Annotated in this window: 18 protein-coding genes; 17 read left to right on the forward strand and 1 reads right to left on the reverse strand. The window is 35.0% G+C overall.

The annotated features are described in order from the left end of the window. Positions 1–278: 278 nt before the first annotated feature. The 15 genes from HMPREF2571_RS09215 (at position 279) to HMPREF2571_RS09285 (ending at position 16,145) form a co-directional block, all read left to right on the forward strand. Positions 279–776: an NUDIX hydrolase gene (locus tag HMPREF2571_RS09215; protein ID WP_021151533.1), complete on the forward strand. Its 498-nt coding sequence runs from the start codon at positions 279–281 to the stop codon at positions 774–776. Then, the gene (locus HMPREF2571_RS09220; RefSeq protein ID WP_021151534.1) at positions 773–1,213 is read left to right on the forward strand and encodes an ASCH domain-containing protein; all 441 of its coding nucleotides are present in this window, start codon (positions 773–775) and stop codon (positions 1,211–1,213) included. The genes HMPREF2571_RS09215 and HMPREF2571_RS09220 overlap by 4 nt, the downstream gene beginning before the upstream one ends. Before the next feature lie 574 nt (positions 1,214–1,787). After that, positions 1,788–1,970 (forward strand): competence regulator inhibitor paratox, encoded by a 183-nt coding sequence (locus tag HMPREF2571_RS09225; RefSeq protein ID WP_070439530.1) that lies wholly within the window; start codon positions 1,788–1,790, stop codon positions 1,968–1,970. Positions 1,971–2,374: 404 nt separating this feature from the next. Then, positions 2,375–3,274 (forward strand): helix-turn-helix transcriptional regulator, encoded by a 900-nt coding sequence (locus tag HMPREF2571_RS09230; RefSeq protein ID WP_070439533.1) that lies wholly within the window; start codon positions 2,375–2,377, stop codon positions 3,272–3,274. A 60-nt stretch (positions 3,275–3,334) separates the two neighbouring features. After that, positions 3,335–3,949, forward strand: a complete 615-nt coding sequence (locus HMPREF2571_RS09235; RefSeq protein WP_049513436.1) for a GyrI-like domain-containing protein — start codon at positions 3,335–3,337, stop codon at positions 3,947–3,949. 11 nt (positions 3,950–3,960) lie between these two features. Continuing rightward, positions 3,961–4,503, forward strand: coding sequence for a ClbS/DfsB family four-helix bundle protein (locus HMPREF2571_RS09240; protein ID WP_070439536.1), 543 nt, complete (start codon positions 3,961–3,963; stop codon positions 4,501–4,503). A 266-nt stretch (positions 4,504–4,769) separates the two neighbouring features. Continuing rightward, positions 4,770–6,542, forward strand: a complete 1,773-nt coding sequence (locus tag HMPREF2571_RS09245) for a DUF262 domain-containing protein (protein ID WP_083320432.1) — start codon at positions 4,770–4,772, stop codon at positions 6,540–6,542. 78 nt (positions 6,543–6,620) lie between these two features. Then, on the forward strand, positions 6,621–7,484 hold the full coding sequence (locus HMPREF2571_RS09250) for a GyrI-like domain-containing protein (protein WP_070847924.1): 864 nt from the start codon (positions 6,621–6,623) through the stop codon (positions 7,482–7,484). Positions 7,485–8,309: 825 nt separating this feature from the next. Then, positions 8,310–9,407, forward strand: a complete 1,098-nt coding sequence (locus HMPREF2571_RS09255; protein ID WP_256315267.1) for a hypothetical protein — start codon at positions 8,310–8,312, stop codon at positions 9,405–9,407. Positions 9,408–9,442: 35 nt separating this feature from the next. Beyond that, entirely contained in the window at positions 9,443–9,841 is a 399-nt protein-coding gene (locus HMPREF2571_RS09260) for a hypothetical protein (RefSeq protein ID WP_070839392.1), read from the forward strand. A gap of 10 nt (positions 9,842–9,851) precedes the next feature. Continuing rightward, positions 9,852–10,253, forward strand: a complete 402-nt coding sequence (locus HMPREF2571_RS09265) for a hypothetical protein (protein WP_045772505.1) — start codon at positions 9,852–9,854, stop codon at positions 10,251–10,253. A 9-nt stretch (positions 10,254–10,262) separates the two neighbouring features. After that, on the forward strand, positions 10,263–12,197 hold the full coding sequence (locus tag HMPREF2571_RS09270; RefSeq protein WP_256315268.1) for an AAA family ATPase: 1,935 nt from the start codon (positions 10,263–10,265) through the stop codon (positions 12,195–12,197). 73 nt (positions 12,198–12,270) lie between these two features. Beyond that, positions 12,271–12,621, forward strand: a complete 351-nt coding sequence (locus tag HMPREF2571_RS09275) for a hypothetical protein (protein WP_070847933.1) — start codon at positions 12,271–12,273, stop codon at positions 12,619–12,621. A gap of 20 nt (positions 12,622–12,641) precedes the next feature. Continuing rightward, a complete protein-coding gene (locus HMPREF2571_RS09280; RefSeq protein ID WP_070847936.1) occupies positions 12,642–13,856 on the forward strand; it encodes a hypothetical protein in 1,215 nt (404 codons plus the stop codon). Positions 13,857–13,859: 3 nt separating this feature from the next. Further along, positions 13,860–16,145, forward strand: coding sequence for a DUF8208 domain-containing protein (locus HMPREF2571_RS09285; RefSeq protein WP_070847939.1), 2,286 nt, complete (start codon positions 13,860–13,862; stop codon positions 16,143–16,145). Positions 16,146–16,498: 353 nt separating this feature from the next. Here HMPREF2571_RS09285 and HMPREF2571_RS09290 read toward each other — a convergent pair whose 3' ends face one another. Beyond that, complete coding sequence (locus HMPREF2571_RS09290) at positions 16,499–16,687, reverse strand: hypothetical protein (protein WP_070578186.1); 189 nt, start codon at positions 16,685–16,687, stop codon at positions 16,499–16,501. Positions 16,688–17,349: 662 nt separating this feature from the next. Here HMPREF2571_RS09290 and HMPREF2571_RS09295 point away from each other — a divergent pair. Next, the gene (locus HMPREF2571_RS09295) at positions 17,350–18,027 is read left to right on the forward strand and encodes a response regulator transcription factor (RefSeq protein WP_070578183.1); all 678 of its coding nucleotides are present in this window, start codon (positions 17,350–17,352) and stop codon (positions 18,025–18,027) included. Further along, positions 18,020–19,363 carry a sensor histidine kinase gene (locus HMPREF2571_RS09300; RefSeq protein WP_070578178.1) on the forward strand — a complete coding sequence of 448 codons (1,344 nt, stop codon included), beginning with the start codon at positions 18,020–18,022 and terminating at the stop codon, positions 19,361–19,363. Before HMPREF2571_RS09295 ends, HMPREF2571_RS09300 begins: the two co-directional genes overlap by 8 nt. The last annotated feature ends 358 nt before the right edge of the window (positions 19,364–19,721 follow it).

The following is a 19,721-nucleotide window of genomic DNA, read 5'->3' on the forward strand; positions in this document are numbered from 1 at the left end:
AGTGTAAAATAAGTTGTGTAAACACAAAATAATTGACAGTATATTTTTGGTTGAAAAGTCTTTACAAATATGGTAAAATAGCTTTAGAATTGATTATGTGCTCATGGGGTTATCTCACCATGACGTTTAACGCAAGGGGAAACTCTTGCGTTTTTTGTTTTGAAAGTCTGTTAAAGTTAAATAGACAAAATGTCTTTAATAAAGAGTCCCCCCCAACCCAAGATAAATGTATGATGATAGGTATGGTAAAAAATAAATGAAGCTAGGAAGTTAAGAATATGGAAATCAAAGATCACTTTGGTGTATACGGAGTCTGTCTTCAAGATGGGAAACTTCTCTGCATTGAGAAAACGAGAGGACCTTATCAACAGCGTTTTGATTTACCGGGTGGTAGTCAAGAACTCGGTGAGGGGTTGACAGAAACTCTTAAGAGAGAAGTTTTGGAAGAGACAGGATATGCGATAAGCTCTTATTCAAACCCTAGAATCTATGATGTGTTGGTTCAAGAAGAAGGGCAAGACTTCGCCGTATACCATATCATGGCCTTTTATGATATCGTACTCGATTTCGAACGCTCTCAACAATCCCTTCCTCAGGAGCTTCTTGATGGAAGCAATGATTCAGCAAATGCAATTTGGTTGAATTTGGAAGAAATTACTGCAGACAATGCTTCACCTTTAGTATTGAAGGTGAAGGCAGAGTTGCGAGGATTTCCAGAATTAGAACTGACAAGCTATAATAATTGGAAAGTAAAAGAAATAAAGGAGAAGAAATGACACCTCAAGAAATGTGGAATGCCTACAAGCAAATTAACCCCTCAATCGGAGATGAAATCGATGCTTGGGCTTTTGGAGTAGAAGCCGATCTCTTGGCAGATTTGGTGTTAAAAGGTGAAAAGACGGCAACTGCATCCGCCTATGATCTTTATGCAGTTGATAACGACCCCCTGCCACAAGAAGGGACCTTTGATGTTGTTTTAGACAGTCAAGATCAAGCTGTCTGCATTGTCGAAGTCACAAAGGTTTCTGTTCAGCCTTTCCATCAAGTGTCAGCCGACCATGCCTACAAGGAAGGTGAGGGTGATAAATCTCTGGCCTATTGGCGTCAGGTTCATGAGGAGGTTTTCACCGAGTGGATGAGCGAGGCCGGACTGACTTTTACACCTGACAGCAAGGTTGTTTTAGAAGAATTTCGTAAGGTTTATCCATTATAGAAAACCTCTCCTTCTTGGAGAGTTTTTTGATATGGATCTTATTTTCCAAAAGGGTTAAAAAATGATGTAATGTAAGCGATATTATACAGAAGCACAGGAACAGTACGACCGCAGGGCTAAACAAAAAGGTCGGAAGTCTTGTTTGAAGTTGATGAACACGCCTGAGAGTATGATACTAAGCGAGATATTCTCTATCTCGTCTTAGGGCCTGAAGTTCAGTAGAAAGTTAAGATACGTATTTAATACGTGGCTTTTTTAAAAGGGGATATACCAGATGCGTTTTAATTCTAAAAGTGACAGAGATTTGGCTTTTGAACTGGCTCTTTTGAGGTACCATATCATAAAAAGAGCTATTTAAGTTTTCGAAATAACAGCTGTCATCGGCACAAGAGACAACTCTAGAAGAGTTGTATGATATAGCATTACATTGGGAATTTATCCAAACCTAAGCTAATGCTTACTGATAGTAGAAAACAAATAGGCACTTAAATTTTTTTAACTTTGAGTGATTTTTTTGTTACTTTTTGATATCTTTTACGAATAGATATATTGTAGAAAATAGGAGGTATATAAAATGATGACATATGATGAAGTAATGGAAGCGATAGAAAGAGGGTTTATCAAGGGGGATAAAATCAGTATTGTCCGACGAAATGGGAAGATCCATGATTATGTTTTGCCAGGAGAGAAAGTAGAACCTGGAGAAATAGTGACAGAAGAGGACGTAGAAACTGTACTTGAAGAGTTGAGGGAATAGGATATGAAAGAGTTTTTATTTCAAAAATAGATTGTATTATCTTTTAGTTATAATTCTATATAAAAAGAGGTGATAGGTTATGGAAGAGGTCAAATTTTATAGTATGTTGGAATACAGGAATTAAGAGTTTAGAGGATAAGTCAAAGAAGTAGAGAGGTTTGTTATGAGATGGGCATTGAAAATTATCTTATTTCCAAATCTTTCAAGGTATATTAGAGCTTAATACTACTGTGCTTGCTACATAAGAATGATTTGTAAAGCAAGCGTTAAGCGAGATATGAGTTTGGGTCTTAATTATACCAAGTATAGAAGTTAATGTCAGCGTTTTATCTAAAACACATTTATAACATGACAAAAAATGTCATATTTACGATATAGTAGTAACTACTAGGAGTGGTAAAATAATGAAAAACAATAGATTGTTTAAAATTTTGTATTATGTACTGGAAAAAGGAAAAGTAACGGCAAATGAACTTGCGGAAAAATATGAAGTATCAATAAGGACAATTTATAGAGATATTGATGTCCTTAGCAGTGCCGGAATTCCCATCTACGCCACCCAAGGGAAAGGTGGTGGAATAGAAATAGCGGATGATTTTGTATTGAAAAAATCATTTCTTTCTGAGAACGAGCAAGAACAGATTTTGATTGCCTTAAAAGGTTTAGAACTGACAAATAAGGAGTACGAAAATGAACTTTTAACCAAATTAACCGCTTTATTTAAAACGAAAAATACTAACTGGATAGAAGTTGATTTTACAAATTGGCAACGAAGTAAATCTTATGATGAATTATTTAAAGATATAAAATCAGCAATCATCAATAAAAATATTGTTCGTTTTATATATTTTTCCAGTAATAAAAAAGAAACAAGCAGAAAAGTAAAGCCAATAAGACTCCTATTTAAAGGATGGGATTGGTATGTGTATGCATTTTGTTTGTCAAGAAATGATTTTAGATATTTTAAGTTGTCACGCATAAAAGAATTTGAAATTTTACCAAATACCTTTGAAGATGATTTTGATAGTATTGTCTTAAAAAAAGAAATCGAGTATGAGGAAACTGTATTTGTTAAAGTAAAATTTGATAGAGAAATGGCTTTTAGAGTATATGATGAAGTATCCAGTGCTATTGAAGAAGATGAAGATGGAAGTTTATATGCTACAGTAGAACTTCCCAACGATTACAATTTATATAACTATATATTTTCCTATGGAGATGCGGCAGAGGTGTTAGAACCGAAAGAAATTCGAGATAAAATTAAAAACATAATAAACATTATGGCTAAAAAATATAGAATATGACAGATGGTGTCAAGTTAACTTTTGTATAATATATTTATCAGTACAAAGGAGAATTTTGCTATGAAATATGAATGGAAAAAAGAAGAAAAATACTTATATGGAGCAAAGCAAAAAGCGGAGATAATAGATGTTCCTAATCAGAAGTTCATTATGATAAATGGAGAAGGTAATCCCAATTTAGCTGATTTTTCAGATAGAGTTTCGGCATTGTTTACATTAGCATATGGTATTAAAATGTTATTTAAAAAGACGAATATAGATGAAAATAATTCTTCTTACAAAGATTTTGCTGTATTTCCACTCGAAGGTATCTGGAGAAAAAACTCTGGAGAACAATTTGATAAAAATAAATTGAAATATGCAATTATGATTAAACAGCCAGATTTTATTACAAGAGATATTTTTGATTTAGCTATTAAGAATGTTAGAGAGAAAAAACCGAATAAATTATATGATGAAATCATTTTTGATAATGTAGAAGGTGGCAAAGCAGTACAGATTTTACATATTGGAAGTTTTGACACAGAACCATATTCATTTGAAAAACTAGAAAGTTTTATGGAAAAACATGGTCTTTTAAGAAAATTTGATTATCATACAGAAATCTATTTGAGCAACAAGAATAGAACATCAGAAGAAAACTTAAAAACCATATTGAGATATAGCGTAAAGTAGGAGGAAATATAATGCCAAGACCAAGAACAAAAGAAGATTTAATGATTGCAGCGAAAGAAAACTATGATAAGTTGAATGTATTAATTGCTAAGCTATCTGACGAAGAATTAAACACACCTTTTGACTTTTCAAGTGATGAAAAAAAGAAAGAGGCTCATTGGAAAAGAGATAAAAATCTAAGAGATATTTTGATCCATTTATATGAATGGCACCAGCTTCTTTTGAATTGGGTAAATACAAATTTAAAGGGAGTGGCAAAACCTTTTATTCCAGCTCCATATAATTGGAAAACTTATGGAGATATGAATGTAGAGTTTTGGAAAAAACATCAAAATACTTCTCTTGAAGATGCAAAAGAAATGTTTCATAAATCCCATAAAGATATTTTAGAATTAGCTGAGAGATTTACAAACGAAGAATTGTTTTCAAAAGATGTCTATAAGTGGGTAGGAGGAAGTGTACTTGGTTCGTATTTTGTAAGCACTACTTCAAGTCATTATGATTGGGCGATGAAGAAATTAAAAGCACATCAAAAAAATTGTAAGAAAAAATAAGCAGATATGGAGATGATAGAATGTCTGATTTTGAAAAATATAAACTTGGAAAAATGACGAAAGTTAAGTTTGTAGAAAGTAAGAAAGAGGAGAAGTGAGAACATGATATCACCTGAATTCAACAGTCAGCAAAAATTGAGATTGAAGTAGTGATACATTAATTAGTGTCTCTACTTTTTTTAATTATGGAAGTGTTTTCGTGGTATAATATGGAAGAAGTGTAGTTTCATTATATTGAGACAAATTTTAAGAAATGAGAGTTCATCATGCGTAATGATATTCAACCAAGTCTACAAACAGTAGAACAATATTTTTCTAAATCTGAATTTTATATTCCTAGCTACCAGAGACCATATGCGTGTCAGGTGGCACAATGTGATCAGTTAATTGAAGATATCAATCAGCATATGGAAAACTTCGATAAAGATTCACAGGACAATTACTTCTTTGGAGCAGTACTGATTGCCCAGGAATCTGGTGAGGACCATGACGTTACACTAATTGATGGTCAACAAAGAACAACTACCTTTATGTTGTTATTAAAAGCATTGTTACTTAAAATTGAGAGTGAATTAGCTATCCAACCTCAAGACGATGCAGATGGTAAACGACTTATTAAGAGACTGAACGGACTAAAAGAACAAATTGCATCATTGCTGTTTAATATGTCTGAGGATGAACTAGATGATTTTGTTGATGGGCTATCATTCCCAACTGTTGAAATGATAAAGTACATTAATGATTCCATCTCAGAAAAATACGCTTTTGACATGCAGGCTATTCTACTTGGACGCAATTTTGAAGAAATAAAACAGAATGTTCATCAAATATACCGTCGCCAAAAAGACAATCGCTATACGAACTTCTACAAAAATTTCCGATATTTTTACAATACTTGCAATGAATTGAGTGTTCTTAATTGCATAAATTTTGCTAATCATTTCATAAAAAATTGCCAAGTCATCACCATTACAAGTTTTAATACTGACCAAGCTATTAATATTTTTAACTCTTTAAATGGTACTGGTGTACCATTGACTCCAATTGAAGTCATTGTTTCCAAAACAACTGCTAGTGCTGCAGATAGAAAAACATTTGAAAATAATTGGCAGGAGATAGTAGAATGGGCTGACAAGTCAAATCTTGATTTGAATACGTTGATGACACATTATATTTTCACTAAGCTATCGCAACAAAATGGTACAGACAGATGGAATCCCGGAATTCGTGCATTCTTTAATAAGAATAAGGAACTTCTTAATGATGATGTTGTCTTTACAGATGATTTGAAAAAGATACTCAATACTTATTTGCTTACATCAGAAACATCGATTGGTAGAGTAGTCAGTCAGCTTAATGGTAATTTAAGGCCATTTGTGAGTAGCTATCTATTTTTCCGAGATGATAAGAGATATATAGAGTACCTGATGCGAATTGGTATCTTAATTGAATTATCAGAGTTATCATACAGTCATAGATTATTCAAACGCTTTCTTGAGGAAATCAATTTGTTGTATAGTCAAGTCGATACATTTTCAACAGAGTCATTAATTGATAAGGTTCGAGAGCATATACGTTTGAATTTTGAATATGAAAATGTTAAACAAACACTTTTAGAGAGTGGAGTCTCAAATGCTCTTATTTATGTGAATGAGTACCTATTTGCAACCGAACATGGTATAAATCTAAAGCTTGACGGAAATATAGACATCGAACATATTATGCCAAAAAGTGGGATTAACAGAGAGCACATCATGCATGATATAGGTGTCGATGATCCGGATGAATTTCGTGAATATGCTGAGAAGTTAGGAAACAAGATTTTACTTGAAGCAGAAATAAATCGTGGTATTGGAGATGCCTGGTTTAGAACTAAGAAGGAAAATCATATCTCTAAAGGTAATGGATATATTGGTAGTAAGTTTCCAATAGCTCAGTCTCTCGTGACGTATACCAAAGATACTTGGACTAAAGAGGATATTGATTTAGCTACAGAGAAAGCAGCAAAACGAATAGCAGATTTTGTTTTTGAGCTATAATTTTTAGTTCTAGTTATCCGAGAAAAGGATAATATTATTGTGTCAATAAAGTGATTACTTATAGAAAGTAGTAGTAATATGAGAATTAGTATTGTTGAGAAAAATGCGGTAAAGTTCTATGGTATAGAAAATCATGCGTCAGAATCAAGTGACTTTACCTCTTTTTGGAAAAACTATTATAAGTATGTCGTTGCTGATTATAACGCACCAGTTGGATATATTTCGGCTCCAGATGAACATGGTGATTTTACATATTATACATGCATTGGTCATGTTCCTAAAAACTCTGATAGGTTTAAAGAAGTAATCCTTCCAAGTGGCAATTATGCTATCATTGAACTAATAGGCTCTGTCGAAAAAACAATTCCTAAAGCATGGGAGTTTGCTAAGGAGAATTTTGTAATAAAAAATAGTCCAAGTCTTGAAGTCTATAGTGTTGGGGATAGATTAAACAAGAAGTATCGTATGGAACTCTGGATTCCTATTTCGGAAGTGTTACCAAACTTTAAGAAGAACACCAGTAAAATCGGTACTTTGAAAAGGATGGTATCAGATTCAATTGAAGATACTATTGAATTTTCAAAGACTGATAATGGGAAAAAATTCCTAAAAGTTGGAGGAGCTATCCTTACGGCAGGTACAGCAGCATTTGCAGCAGCATTATTACTATTTAAACAATTAGGTCATGACGCAAATAATGAGGAAGTCAGTGACAGTCAAAGTGATGAAAATTTTTCCAATTCTGAAGTTACTGACAACGATGGTTCTAATTCTGAAGTTACTGACAACGATGATTCCAATTCGGTTGTGACACATGACTATCCAGATGTAAGAAAGTCTCCAATAGTACATACTGTCCATAGAGGGGAAACTACTTTTATTCGTGGTGGCACAGATGAAGAGAAACAAAGATTTAGAGAAGAGAATAATTTGGATTTCTAACACAACGGTTCTAGTAAATACGTTGTGTTAGAAATATAGTTTCTTTGAATTTTTTTGGGTGTTTTTCTGACATTTGGACATCTTACTTGGTTAGATGATATCCTACACAAAATGTGTCTATGATATCATACTGATATCAAGATAATTATAGGAGATTGAAAAGAAATAAAAAAAACTGAAATAAAGGGTCCTCTGAGCTTCGAATACAAGACCTATTATGATATACTTATATCAAGGTTAAGGAATGAGGTTTCTCCCCTCTCCTTAACCCAACCATTGTTGTAAGGTTAGACGAGATTTCTCCTCTCGTATCTAACATAATCTATTAACTTCTATTAGTTATGAATCAGGGACCTCCCCCAAAGCATAACTATCCTTTCTGTTTTTAGTGTTATGAGGTTTCTCCCCTCGCTGTTAAACTAAAAATAGTCATTGTTTTTCTTCTCCAGAGAAATTTCTCTTGGGAAGAGAGGTAGTCCATTGAGGGCTGCCTCTTTTTTGTTGTAAAAGGACCTCATTTAGACAAGAAAAAACCATCGGAACAACAGGAAGTTCCAATGGTCACAACAACAATATTTTCAAAAAACAATGACGTTTTATGAAAAAGAAGATATGGAGAAGAAGGAGAAAAGCAACCTCTCCATAAAATTCCCCGAAGGGAAAAACAATGACTGTGTTTAGGACTACTCCTAAACACAGTTTTAGTATAGCTTATTGACGGGGTTGTTTCAAGGCTAGGAAACCAGAATAAGAGAATTATTATCTCGAAAGTCAACCTATGTCACTAGGTTGCGATACCTATATGATATAGCCTATCATGGCTTCATGGTAGAATTTAAAGATTATGAAAATACACAAGGGCTCGTAGAGCTAGAAGGTTGGCGGTATTTTCCTATTAGAGCAGCAAATAGGATCAAGTCCTTCTGGGAGAGTAACAGAGTTCTTTCTTACTTGAGGCGACATCGGTTAAAACGAACGTTAATCATTAGCTATGCATTACTGGGAACTATGGTCTGGACAGCTACAACTGCTTATTTCTCTCCAACCCGAGTTACTTACTTAGAGTCACAACTGCAGGCAACACAATCATTTGGTAATGGCCTTGGAAGTATCACAGCAACCTCTATGACTTACTCTTCTTCAAATGGGTTGGTCGTTATGGAGTTAACAACATCAGATGCTACTAGTGCTATTAAAAAAGGGATTAATACTGAAAATCTTGATTGGCAGGTTTTCTTGCCAAGTAGTGTTAAGAATCCTGAAGCAGTGACCTTAGAAGCCATTCCGTTAACCGGAGATAAGGTGTATCTGGTCATGCGTAATGTGCCTTCAGATTATACACTCATGGTTATCCGTGCAACAAATAAGACACCAAACTCAAACAGTCTTAAGATTGACGTTCAAGAATACAATGACTACTTATCATCAAGTTCTAATGACGCTTCAGTTTCTAAGCAGAATAAACAAAAAGATAAGGAAGGGAATAAGAACTACGTTGATTTCTTTGTAACTCCTCAAAATGAACTTCTCAAAAACAAATATGTCAAGAATTTGTCTCGTGAGAAGTTTGCCCTCAATATTTTTGAAGAGGAGTTGAAATATCAAAAAGGTCAACGAAAAGAACTCTTGGCTTCTGCAAAAACACTGGATGACAGTGTCAAGGAAGATACTAAGACATTGGAGCAGTTGAAGCGTGAGTCAGAATACTTGGTCGGTAACGAGTTAACCGATAAGCAGAGTGATATGGAAGCTATCGAGAAAAGTATGGACTCTAAAGAGAAGGACGGAGCGAAAGCGCGTGAAAATGCTGCTTATGTTCAGACAATCATTGAACAGATTGAAAAGAATATCAAAGCAGTTAAGAATGGTACTTACAAGTTTAATTCACCAGTGCGCTCAGTAAAACAAGATATTGGGGAATAAATATAAAAAGGAAAGAAAGGACTTTATTAACGATTATGACAATTGATGAACAACGCTATTTACTTAACCAGGATTGCCTATTGATGAAATATCAGCGAGGTAACGCTATGAATGAACCCCTTCAAATTTTTAGAGGGAAATGGGCAGACGGTTTAGAACGCCTACATCAAATCATTGATAAAGAAGTTGGTTGGAAGAACTTTCGTAGTTTTGTCTCAAGTAACGTACATCATGACTCTGAAACATCAATTGAGGTAGTTAAGAAACACTTAAACCAATGCCGTATTGAATGTACGGACCTTTTGGATATTGATTTTGGAGAGAAAGGTTCTATTTGTATTCAGAGGGATCAGGTGGAGCTATTGACTGAGAAATTCCGTTATTTCCTTTATTTTGAAAGTAATATTCAACCAATGATGGATATTGATTTCTAGGAGGTACTGGATGAATCAAGAAGAAAATCAACAACAAGAGGGGAACTGGGGACTGCCTCGTGGTCTTTACACGCAGGTAAAGTACTACGGTGTTCCGATAATGAAAGCCTTTATTATAGTAGGGAGTTTTGTTTTTCCGCTACAATTCAGGGATATATTTTTCCCTAGAGGGCAGGAGTTGAAGTTCCTAATCAATTTAATCTGTACAATGACTTTAACGATTTATTGGATGATCCCGTCTTCGTCTGGTGGAAATAAGTTCTGGGAATTTATTCATGCTCACCGTCGGACAAAGAAACGTTATTATCCGATTGATAAGAACTGTTATCCAGAGTTGAGAGATGACGGCTCAAAAAACCGTCGCTACTTAATGGATAAGGCTGCAGAACGTTTAGGAAGGAAGTATAAATAGATGAAGGAGATGACTAACCATAATCTTAGTAAGACTCCTTATATTGATAAATACACAACAGATCTTACTGAGAAAATCAGACCTAAACGTCAAGATTTTGTGGCTTGGGGTAGACAAGATGAAATCAGACAAGTCTTTATCTCACTGAACCGATTAGAAAAAAACTCTCCTGTACTAATTGGTGAAGCTGGTGTAGGTAAAACCGCTATTGTAGAGGGAATTTGTGCGGATATTCTTAACAATAAAGCCCACGTCCCAACACGTTTCCGAGGTAAGCAGGTTAAGCAACTAGAATTATCTGCTATCCAAGGGAAAGAATTTGACCATACTGGTAAAGAGGTGAACATCATTGCTAAAATGGACGGGTTGATTAAAGAGTTTATGGCTCATAAAGATGAGTTTATTCTCTTTATTGATGAAGTGCATACCATTATGGGAACTGGGGTTGAGGGAAGTGCTCTTGACGTAGCAAATAGCTTGAAACCAGCCTTATCTCGTGGGGAAATCTATCTTATTTCAGCCACTACAGCTGATGAGTTTATGATTATCGAACGAGATCCAGCGATGGAAAGACGTCTGCAACCAGTTTACGTTGATGAACTGGACAAAGAGGCATCTATTTTGGTCTTGAAAAAACGTCGTCCCAAGTATAAACGAGAACTTGATATTGAGATTCCTACTGATGCCATTAAGGCAGCAGTAGAATTATCTATTCGTTATGTCACGGATAAAATGCTTCCGGATAAAGCTATTGATATTATTGATGAAGCTTCAGCGACTGCAAATATCGATGGGAAATCAGAGATTACCTTAAAAGATATTGCGAGTGTCATTCACCGTAAAAAAGGTATTCCTATGGAAAGTCTACTACGCACGTCTTCAACTCCAGTGGATTTTGCGGAAGGGATGCGTGCTGTTGTTAAGGGGCAAGACCATGTGATTCGAACTATAGCACGCCTTATGTATAAGGGAATCCAGGGAGGACAGAACAAGCGAAGACCTCTAGGAACTCTTCTTCTACTTGGAACAACAGGTACAGGTAAAACTGAATTGGCGAAACAAGCAGCAAAACAACTGTTTGGTAGTGAAGAAGCGATGATTCGGCTGGATATGTCAGAATACATGACTGATAATGCTGTTGTTCGTCTTATAGGAAATGACGAGAGAAAAGGTGATTTAACGGAAAGAATTAAGAAGAATCCCTATTCGTTAGTACTTTTGGACGAGTTAGAAAAGGCTCATCCAGATGTCTGGGCTTTGTATTTGCAAATGCTTGATGACGGGCATTTAACTGACGGACGTGGACGAAAAATCAATTTTAAGAATACGTTTATCATTGCAACATCAAACGTGGGGCATAAGCGAATCAAAGATAAATATATCACCTCTGGTCAGACCTTTACAGAAATGAACAAGACTGACTATAAAGAGTTCATGAAGGACATGAGAGACGAGTTAATCAAGATCTTTAAACGTCCTGAATTTATCAACCGTTGGAAAATTGAAGTGACTAATATCTTGACGAAACAAACCATTGATAAGATTGTCTATTCAAAAATGGCTGTACATGAGAGCAGTTGGTTTAAAGAGCATCATATCCTTATTAATTATGAGGATGTTATGGATGGTGAGCAAACTATCGATGGCAAAAAATACTTCTATGAATATCTCAGTAGTGTCGGTGTTAGTCCAGAAGATGGAGCAAGGCCTTTAGAGAGAACTATTGATGAAGTGTTAACTGATGAAATCTTTGAGCAATTGTATTTCCTTGGGCGAAAGCCAGAAGATTACTTTATAGTTGACGTGTCTCTATCTGGACATGCACCAGGAACGTTTGCGTATGGCAACTCAGGTAGAAAGACAGTTCAAGATAGACGTCAGACACATATTACTGTCAAACGGATACCTCCAGAGGAGTATGGTAACTATTTGCTTACTTCTTAAGGGGTGTCACTAGGTTGTGACTCGTAGATGGAATATTGTAGACTACAGATATTAAAATTTTAAGGAGGCTGTTTTGAAAGAAAACACATTTTTGAACAACGTGAAGACTAAGGCATCAGCACTTGGAATGACTGCTTTGTTGACGTTGAACTCTGTATCACTTGCTTTTGCGGAGCAAACTGGAGGAAAGGGGACTGTTAACCCAGCTAATGAAGCTAATAATTCAATTAATAACTTTTCAGATATGCTACGTCTCTTATTCCCGGGGATAGCAATACTAAGTGGTTTAGGAGCATGTATCTTGATGATGATGGGTGATAAGAAACGAACGGTGGCCCTTGACCGACTCATGTGGATTGCAATCGCACTATGTGCTGGCTCAGCACTTGTTTCATTTGTTGATTATCTTTGGCAACCCAAATAAATCTTTAAGAGGTATACTTTATGGAAAAAGAATTACTTACCATAAAGGGGAATCGCAAGGTATTGTTTCCCGATGCCTTGTTTCTTTATATTGAGTGGAAAGGAAAAGCAAATCCTAAAAAGGATGAAGAGTTAGCGGATATCATTGATGACTTAGATACTGAATATTTCCCTAGTAATAAAAAGGAAAGTATCGTTCAAAGTCTACCATTTCTAACTTTTAAACAAGCAGAATTACTTTTTCGAGAAATCAAAAAGCGTTATTCTGAATTTACCTTAAAAGGAATTGCCCTTGCTAGTCAACCGATGGAACAAAATGGTCGTGTCACACGACCAACTACGGGAGTCCCTAGTATTGAAGGACAACCTCAGATTACCCCTTTTGTTATTACGAAAGATTATAAGGAACTCGTTACCCCACTCATCGAAGAAGCACACCGTGATAAACGGTTTGAGAAAACAACATATGAAGGTATCTCCAACTTTTTCAGTGGTCCAATGGGGTTACTTCCATGTTATGCTGAAAGTCTAGGCTTGTCTCTTGTTGATATGCCACCTTATCCAAAACCAGGAACGATTGAAGGAGAACTTCCGAATCGTCTTATGTCAAACAAGGATAAGCATAAACAGTCAGTCGCTGGAGCTAAGAAACGGAAGGAGAAAACAGGAAGAGTGTATGAAGATGAAGAAGTAGGACCACCAAGTAAGTTGCCATTGATTTTGGCTACTGGCTCTTGTACGTTGTCAGTGTTCTTATTGTTGATGCTAATGGTCTATAATAGTAATTTCACGCGCGTCAAGAAAGAACTTGTGGCCACAACAGATAAAGTTGAGCGTCTTACAATGATACAAGATCATGAACATGAGATTGATGTCATGGCTCGTTATTTCTTGTCATACTATTATTCAGGAGACAAGGATAAGCTTAAGGCTTACTTGGATAATAACGACGCTAAATTTACTAACCCAGAGGTAGCGACTGTTTCTAGCACAATGTTGGAGAAAGTTGAACTCGTTAAGAATGAGAAAGATACCTATGAGGTTACATACGTTGTTGGTACAACGGATGAGGCTCAAAAAACGACTGTTCGTCGTGTCACTTTCAATGTTAAGAAAAAACCATCAGCTACTCAAGGTTGGGTAGTTACATCTGAACCGACAACAACAGCATTTGCAACGCCAACATCTCCTTCTACTGAAACTTCAGCTGAAAACACTGAAAACAAGGAGGGATAACCTATGGGTGCAGAAGCAACAATTGAGATTGAACAAGGGAAGGTCTGGCCATCCCTATCAGATATGATCTCTCAATCTAAAGATTGGCCTAATGAAGTGGGTTCTAAAGGTTGGGGAGGTGACAAAGATAAAGAGCTATTATTGGCATCCTTTTATGCTCAGTGGGACCAATACCTCCACCCAACAACTGGGGTATTTATAGCCTTTGGCTTTATTCCTGAGATGCTTTCAAAGGGTATCTATAGTTTTAGTTATGCGATTGAGAAGGTTTATCTCAACATGTTTAAGTTATTTGGGATGTTTGATTATATTAGTCAGTCGGATAGCTTTGTTGGTCAAGTTTATAAGTGGCTCCATATTGTTGGGATTTCTTTATTTGTTTTGGTAACGCTCATTCGTCTGATAATGGCAATGGCAGGAGCACCTTTCAGGTACCGAGAATTCTTCAATCATATGATTCTGGTGACTTTTTCTGTTGCTGCACTACCGACTTTTGCTTCAAAGTTCGGCAGTGCTATTGCTAAAGATACCGTAGGACTAGCCTATTATGACATAACTGGCAGTGGTCAGAGTGTTTCGCTTTCTGTAACCCCATTTCGGAGCAATACGGTGGACCTCGAAATGCTGTATGCAATGGATTTTGATACAGATAAGTTAGGCTATAATGAAGATACTCATTTTATAGCGGGTGATAAAAACTGGAATACCATTTCAGATGGTAATATTTGGTTCACCAATTTTACTGAAACATATGGTCCAACCAATAAGGCAATGCTTCAGTACTATTCTGGACGTGAAGGACGAGTATCCTCAATAACTAAGTTCGTAGGAGTGCGAGAAGACGGTTCGGTTGATTGGGGGCAACAAGTTAAAAATGGTATAGCCTTATCTAACCCAATAACTGCTCTTCTTCAAACTAGTAAAATATTTTTTACTGGTTGGAAAGAGGAATCTGAGTGGAAAGATAATCAGGCAAAATCACCTTACAATGGATTTTCTGATGTAATGAGATCTACGCTCAACACCATTCGTTATGCAGATGGCAAGATTGCTTATGCACGAGTCACTACGTCAAAATCAGGTTATTTCCTTGGTTTTGATAATACTGCTTTCTTACCAACTTATGCTCGCTATAAAGTTGACTGGATAGCACTGATAACTCAGCAAATCATTCTTTTACTCCTTCTCATCGGATTGCTAGTGACTACGGTACGAGTGATTTTCAAAACGCTTATAACAGTGATTATCTCACCCCTAGTTTCTTACGCAGCAGTCGGAAATAGTATGAGAATCTTGGAGGTTTGGCAGGAAGTTATGACAGGAATTGCTGCCATCTGGTTCCAACTATTATTCGTCAAAGTAGCTCAATGGTTCTTAATTACTTATAGCGAAGTGAAACTCAATCTAGGTTCAGGAGCGTCTGCTGCTAAGAAAACTCTAGGTGGAAGTTTCTATGATGGACTAGATCCATTCCAACATGCCATTGCGACGATTGCTGTTTACCTTGGTGTTTATCTTGCAGTTTCTCAAGGTTCAAAAGTTTTGGAACGCTGGATAGGTATTGATACTAACCTTTCAAGTGGAACTAAGGCTGGAGTTGCTACAATGGCTGTTGGTGCGATGGCTGCTAATAAAATGGGTGGCGGTGCTAGAAACTTCGCTGTTGGTAGGTATAATCCAACTACTGGCAGACGAAATCAAAGTGGGTTTAACCGTCTCAGAAATAGTGTTAGTAGTGGAACCAGAGTTGGTGTAAAAGGACTTAAGAGTGCCGGAAGCGTGGTAGGGTCGACCACAAATGATATCAGACGAGGTGCTATGTCGGCTGCAGGTGCTACTGCAGGTGCTGTAGCTGGAACTTGGAATGCATTTTCTGATACGACAGATCAGGACCTTACTGCTTTTCAAGTAGCAAGAAGAGCGGTAGGGGTAACCGGAAGGAAACTATCAACTAGCACTAAAAATACGTTTAATAGTGCTATAAGTGGAGCAAAAGAAGTAATGACTTCCGGTAAGGGGGTTGTTGGGACAGAATTCAGGAATGTAGGTCAAGCAATTAAGAAGGACTTCTCAAGTAGTTTCGGAGAACGTTATACTAGTACTAGAGATAATGTCAATGATAGTATCTTGAATTATAATAGAGCAGAGAATAATGGTGCCGGAAGGGTAACGCCTAAAGGGAGTACGTCAAGTATTATTTCCCCTACTCAGAGATTATCAAAGAAGAATAGCTTAGATAGTGACAGTCGATTCCAGAAGTTTGATGCTGGAGAAGATGGAGAATTGTGATAACTAGTTTACAAAGTTTCGCTACAGTCTTGTAAGTTAAGATTCTTAGTCTATGTTGAGTATTGTAATTGCTATCTTTGTTCGGAGTATCAGACGACTACACTGTAAAGAAATGATAGAACGCCTATTCAGAACAGCCAAAAAATAAAAAGACAAACATCAAAAGAATGTTTGTCTTTACTTTAATCCTGTATGAGAAAGGATGGTTTTGACTTATAAACACCAACAGGGACATATTACGTATGTTCGTATAGAATTAGTTTAAGAGGTAAGACAGTACTGAAAGGTAGTACAGTAACTCACAATTTAATCAGTATTCTGATAAATAATTCTTTTAACTTTCCTATTGATTCTTAGCCAATGTTTAATTCCTTTCGTTTGTTGGTGACATAAGTTTTTAAATCAATTACATCTTGAACAGTAGGCTCATAATTTTCAATCATTGAAGATCCGATAGCATACCAAACGGTATCAAAATCTGAATAATTATCAAAAGAAATTCCTAAAATTGTTAATTCTTCTTCATTTACATCAAAAGTCATGGCATACCTCCTTGTATATCAATATCATTGTACCATAAACCCTTTATATTTACATGAAAGATGGAGATAGTTATGATTGATTGAACTGTTGATAGGATATTTTCTTCATAAAAAACACCCTCAAAAATTAATTTTTTCTGTCTAACTTTTGGGGTACAGTTCAATCTGCTTGAGTTTTTACACATAATTATTGATAGCATCAAAACAAGGCTTGCATAACCTTGGGAATATTTGACAGCACCTTCATTAATTCCAGTCAGTAGTTATATTCTATAACATTTTACTTGTTTAATTGGAGCTGAGAGAAATTTGGTATCGTAAAAACGCTCACTAATTAAATAGTAGAGTCCTCTTATATACAAGATATGTGCCTTCTTGGATAGTTATCTGAAAGTATGATGATAAAGTGGTTGGTCATAAATTATTGATGATTCATGTGACAATCAGAAAAAGCCATTAGATTCATGACATTATAACTTTACCAATATTATGATAGAAATTTGATAACTGTATTGAGAAATATTTAATTGAAAATTCTAAAAATAAGGTATTAAAAAAGTAATTATGGTACAATATAAAAGAAAATCGTTTTTATCCTTTATATCGAATTTTTGCTGTTACTCACTAATTTGTGTGTTACTTATAGTATTATAGGAGTAATGATGAATAAGATTTTAGCCATTGATGATGACGAAGAAATTCTAAAACTTATAAAGACAGCTTTAGAGATTGAGAATTATCAAGTCACAACTTTACAAGAAATACAAGTACCAATAGTTTTTGATAAATTTAAGGGGTATGATTTAATTCTATTAGATATTCTGATGCCTAATATAAATGGAATAGAATTTTGTTATAAAATTCGTGAAGAGGTATGCTCTCCAATTATTTTTGTTAGTGCCTTATCTCATGACGATGAAATTATCCAAGCTTTAACCGTAGGAGGAGATGATTTTATTGTTAAACCGTTTAGTTTGAAACAATTTATAGCTAAGGTTAATTCTCATTTGAAGAGAGAAGAAAGAGCAAGGTTAAAGATTGAAAGAGATAAAAGGAGCTTTCCTCCTCTAGAAATTTATCTAGAGGAACGTATGCTATACATCGATAAGATCCCTTTAACTTTAACTTCTAGGGAATATGATATTTTGGAATTATTATCTCGTTATCCCCATAAAGTATTTACAAAAGAAGAGATATATGAACAGGTCTATGACGAGGATGCGTCAGCATTATTTCACTCCATTTCAGAGTATATTTATCAAATTAGAATGAAATTTGCAAGCTTTGGAATTAATCCAATAAAAACAGTACGTGGGATTGGTTATAAGTGGGATGTCTAAAAAATATTCAATAAAAAAAAGAGTATGGTTAGTAGTTTTTGAAGTTTGTGCTGGTTTTTTTATTACAATTCTAATAATCTATATAATTTCATTTTCTTTCTTAAGGCTAAACATAGTGACGTCCCATAATATTGGAGAGGAATATCATTTTGAAGATAAAAAAACAATAAAACAACTGACAAACTATGCGGAATCTTTGGGACTAGATTATGTTATTTTAGATAATAAGGTAAATAAAATCATTAAGGGGAAATACATACCTAAAGAATTTTCTTTATTCAGAAAAGTTGTAGAAGAAAAAGATAACTTAATTTTGGACACAGTGCATTATGACTTCTATAACAATGTTGATTATAGTATTGTTATTAGATATAATGAGATGCCAGAATTTTCTAATCCTAAGTTTAGGGATGTTCCATATAATATGTTGACTTTTTATTTTCTAGGGTTAGGAATAATAACTAGTATTGTGGTTGCTTCAACAAGGTTTGTGAAAGAAATTTCTTCGAATTTTAAAGAAATAAAGAAAATAGCAAATAAAATGGGGATAGATAGATTATCTAAACAAGAAAACTTTTCTAAAATAACGGAATTTGATGATATCCTGGCAACCCTATATACAAAGGGAGATGGTTTGAAAAATTTGATTGATCGAGAAAAATTAGAGAAACAAGATTTATCATTTCAAATATCTGCTCTCTCTCATGATATAAAGACACCTTTAACTGTTTTAAAAGGGAACCTTGAGTTATTAGAATTAACGTCCTTAACAACTAGTCAACAAAGTTATGTTCTTTCAATGGATAATAGTATTTCTGTTTTTGAGAGCTATTTCGACTCATTGATTTCCTATACTCGGATGCTTTCAGAAGATAGAGGAGCAAAGTTGATAGTTGTTGAAGAACTGCTAAGTGAGTTACATTTTGAGGTTGATGATCTTTTGAATATAAACGATGTTGAATTTTCTATTGGGAATCACCTTGTAAGCAGTTCTTTTTATGGAGAAGAAGAAAATTTGATACGGGCAATATCTAATCTTCTAGTTAATGCAATTAGATTTACACCCTTTTCAAATAAGAAAATAGAGGTCATATTATCTGAATCGGAAACTCTCATTTATTTTGAAGTATGGAACAATGGTCCCCAGTTTAATGATAGTACTTTGAAAAATGGCACTAAATTGTTTTACACAGAAGATAATAGTAGAGGAAATAAGCATTACGGAATTGGATTAGCTTTTGTTAATGGTGTTGCTATTAAGCATGGAGGGCACCTTCAGTTGGTAAACCCAGCAAGAGGGGGAGCAAGTGCAATTTTATCCATTAAGAAGAAATAGATATAATTTAAAGTATTTGGACAGAAAATTGTAAGAAATTTTCTGTCCAAATGCTTTTTTTCTGAACAGATTCTGAACTTAAGATGAAATAATGACATCGTAAATATATCGGACATATAAATAAGAGAGGAAATATAAGATGAAAAATACAATCAAAGATTTCGACCTAGATTTAAAGACAACTAATCGATTCGATAGTACAAATGATCTATATAATACAAAATTTAATTTAGTAGGAAGTTTTTTACACTTATCAATGAACCGATTAAATGGGATTAATAGAGAATTTGAAGAGAAGGTATATTGTTTTGCTTATTACACACTAAATGCCCAACAGTATATAGAATAGGAGTAATCA

This window comes from Streptococcus sp. HMSC068F04 (assembly GCF_001837455.1).
GTDB lineage: Bacteria > Bacillota > Bacilli > Lactobacillales > Streptococcaceae > Streptococcus > Streptococcus salivarius_D.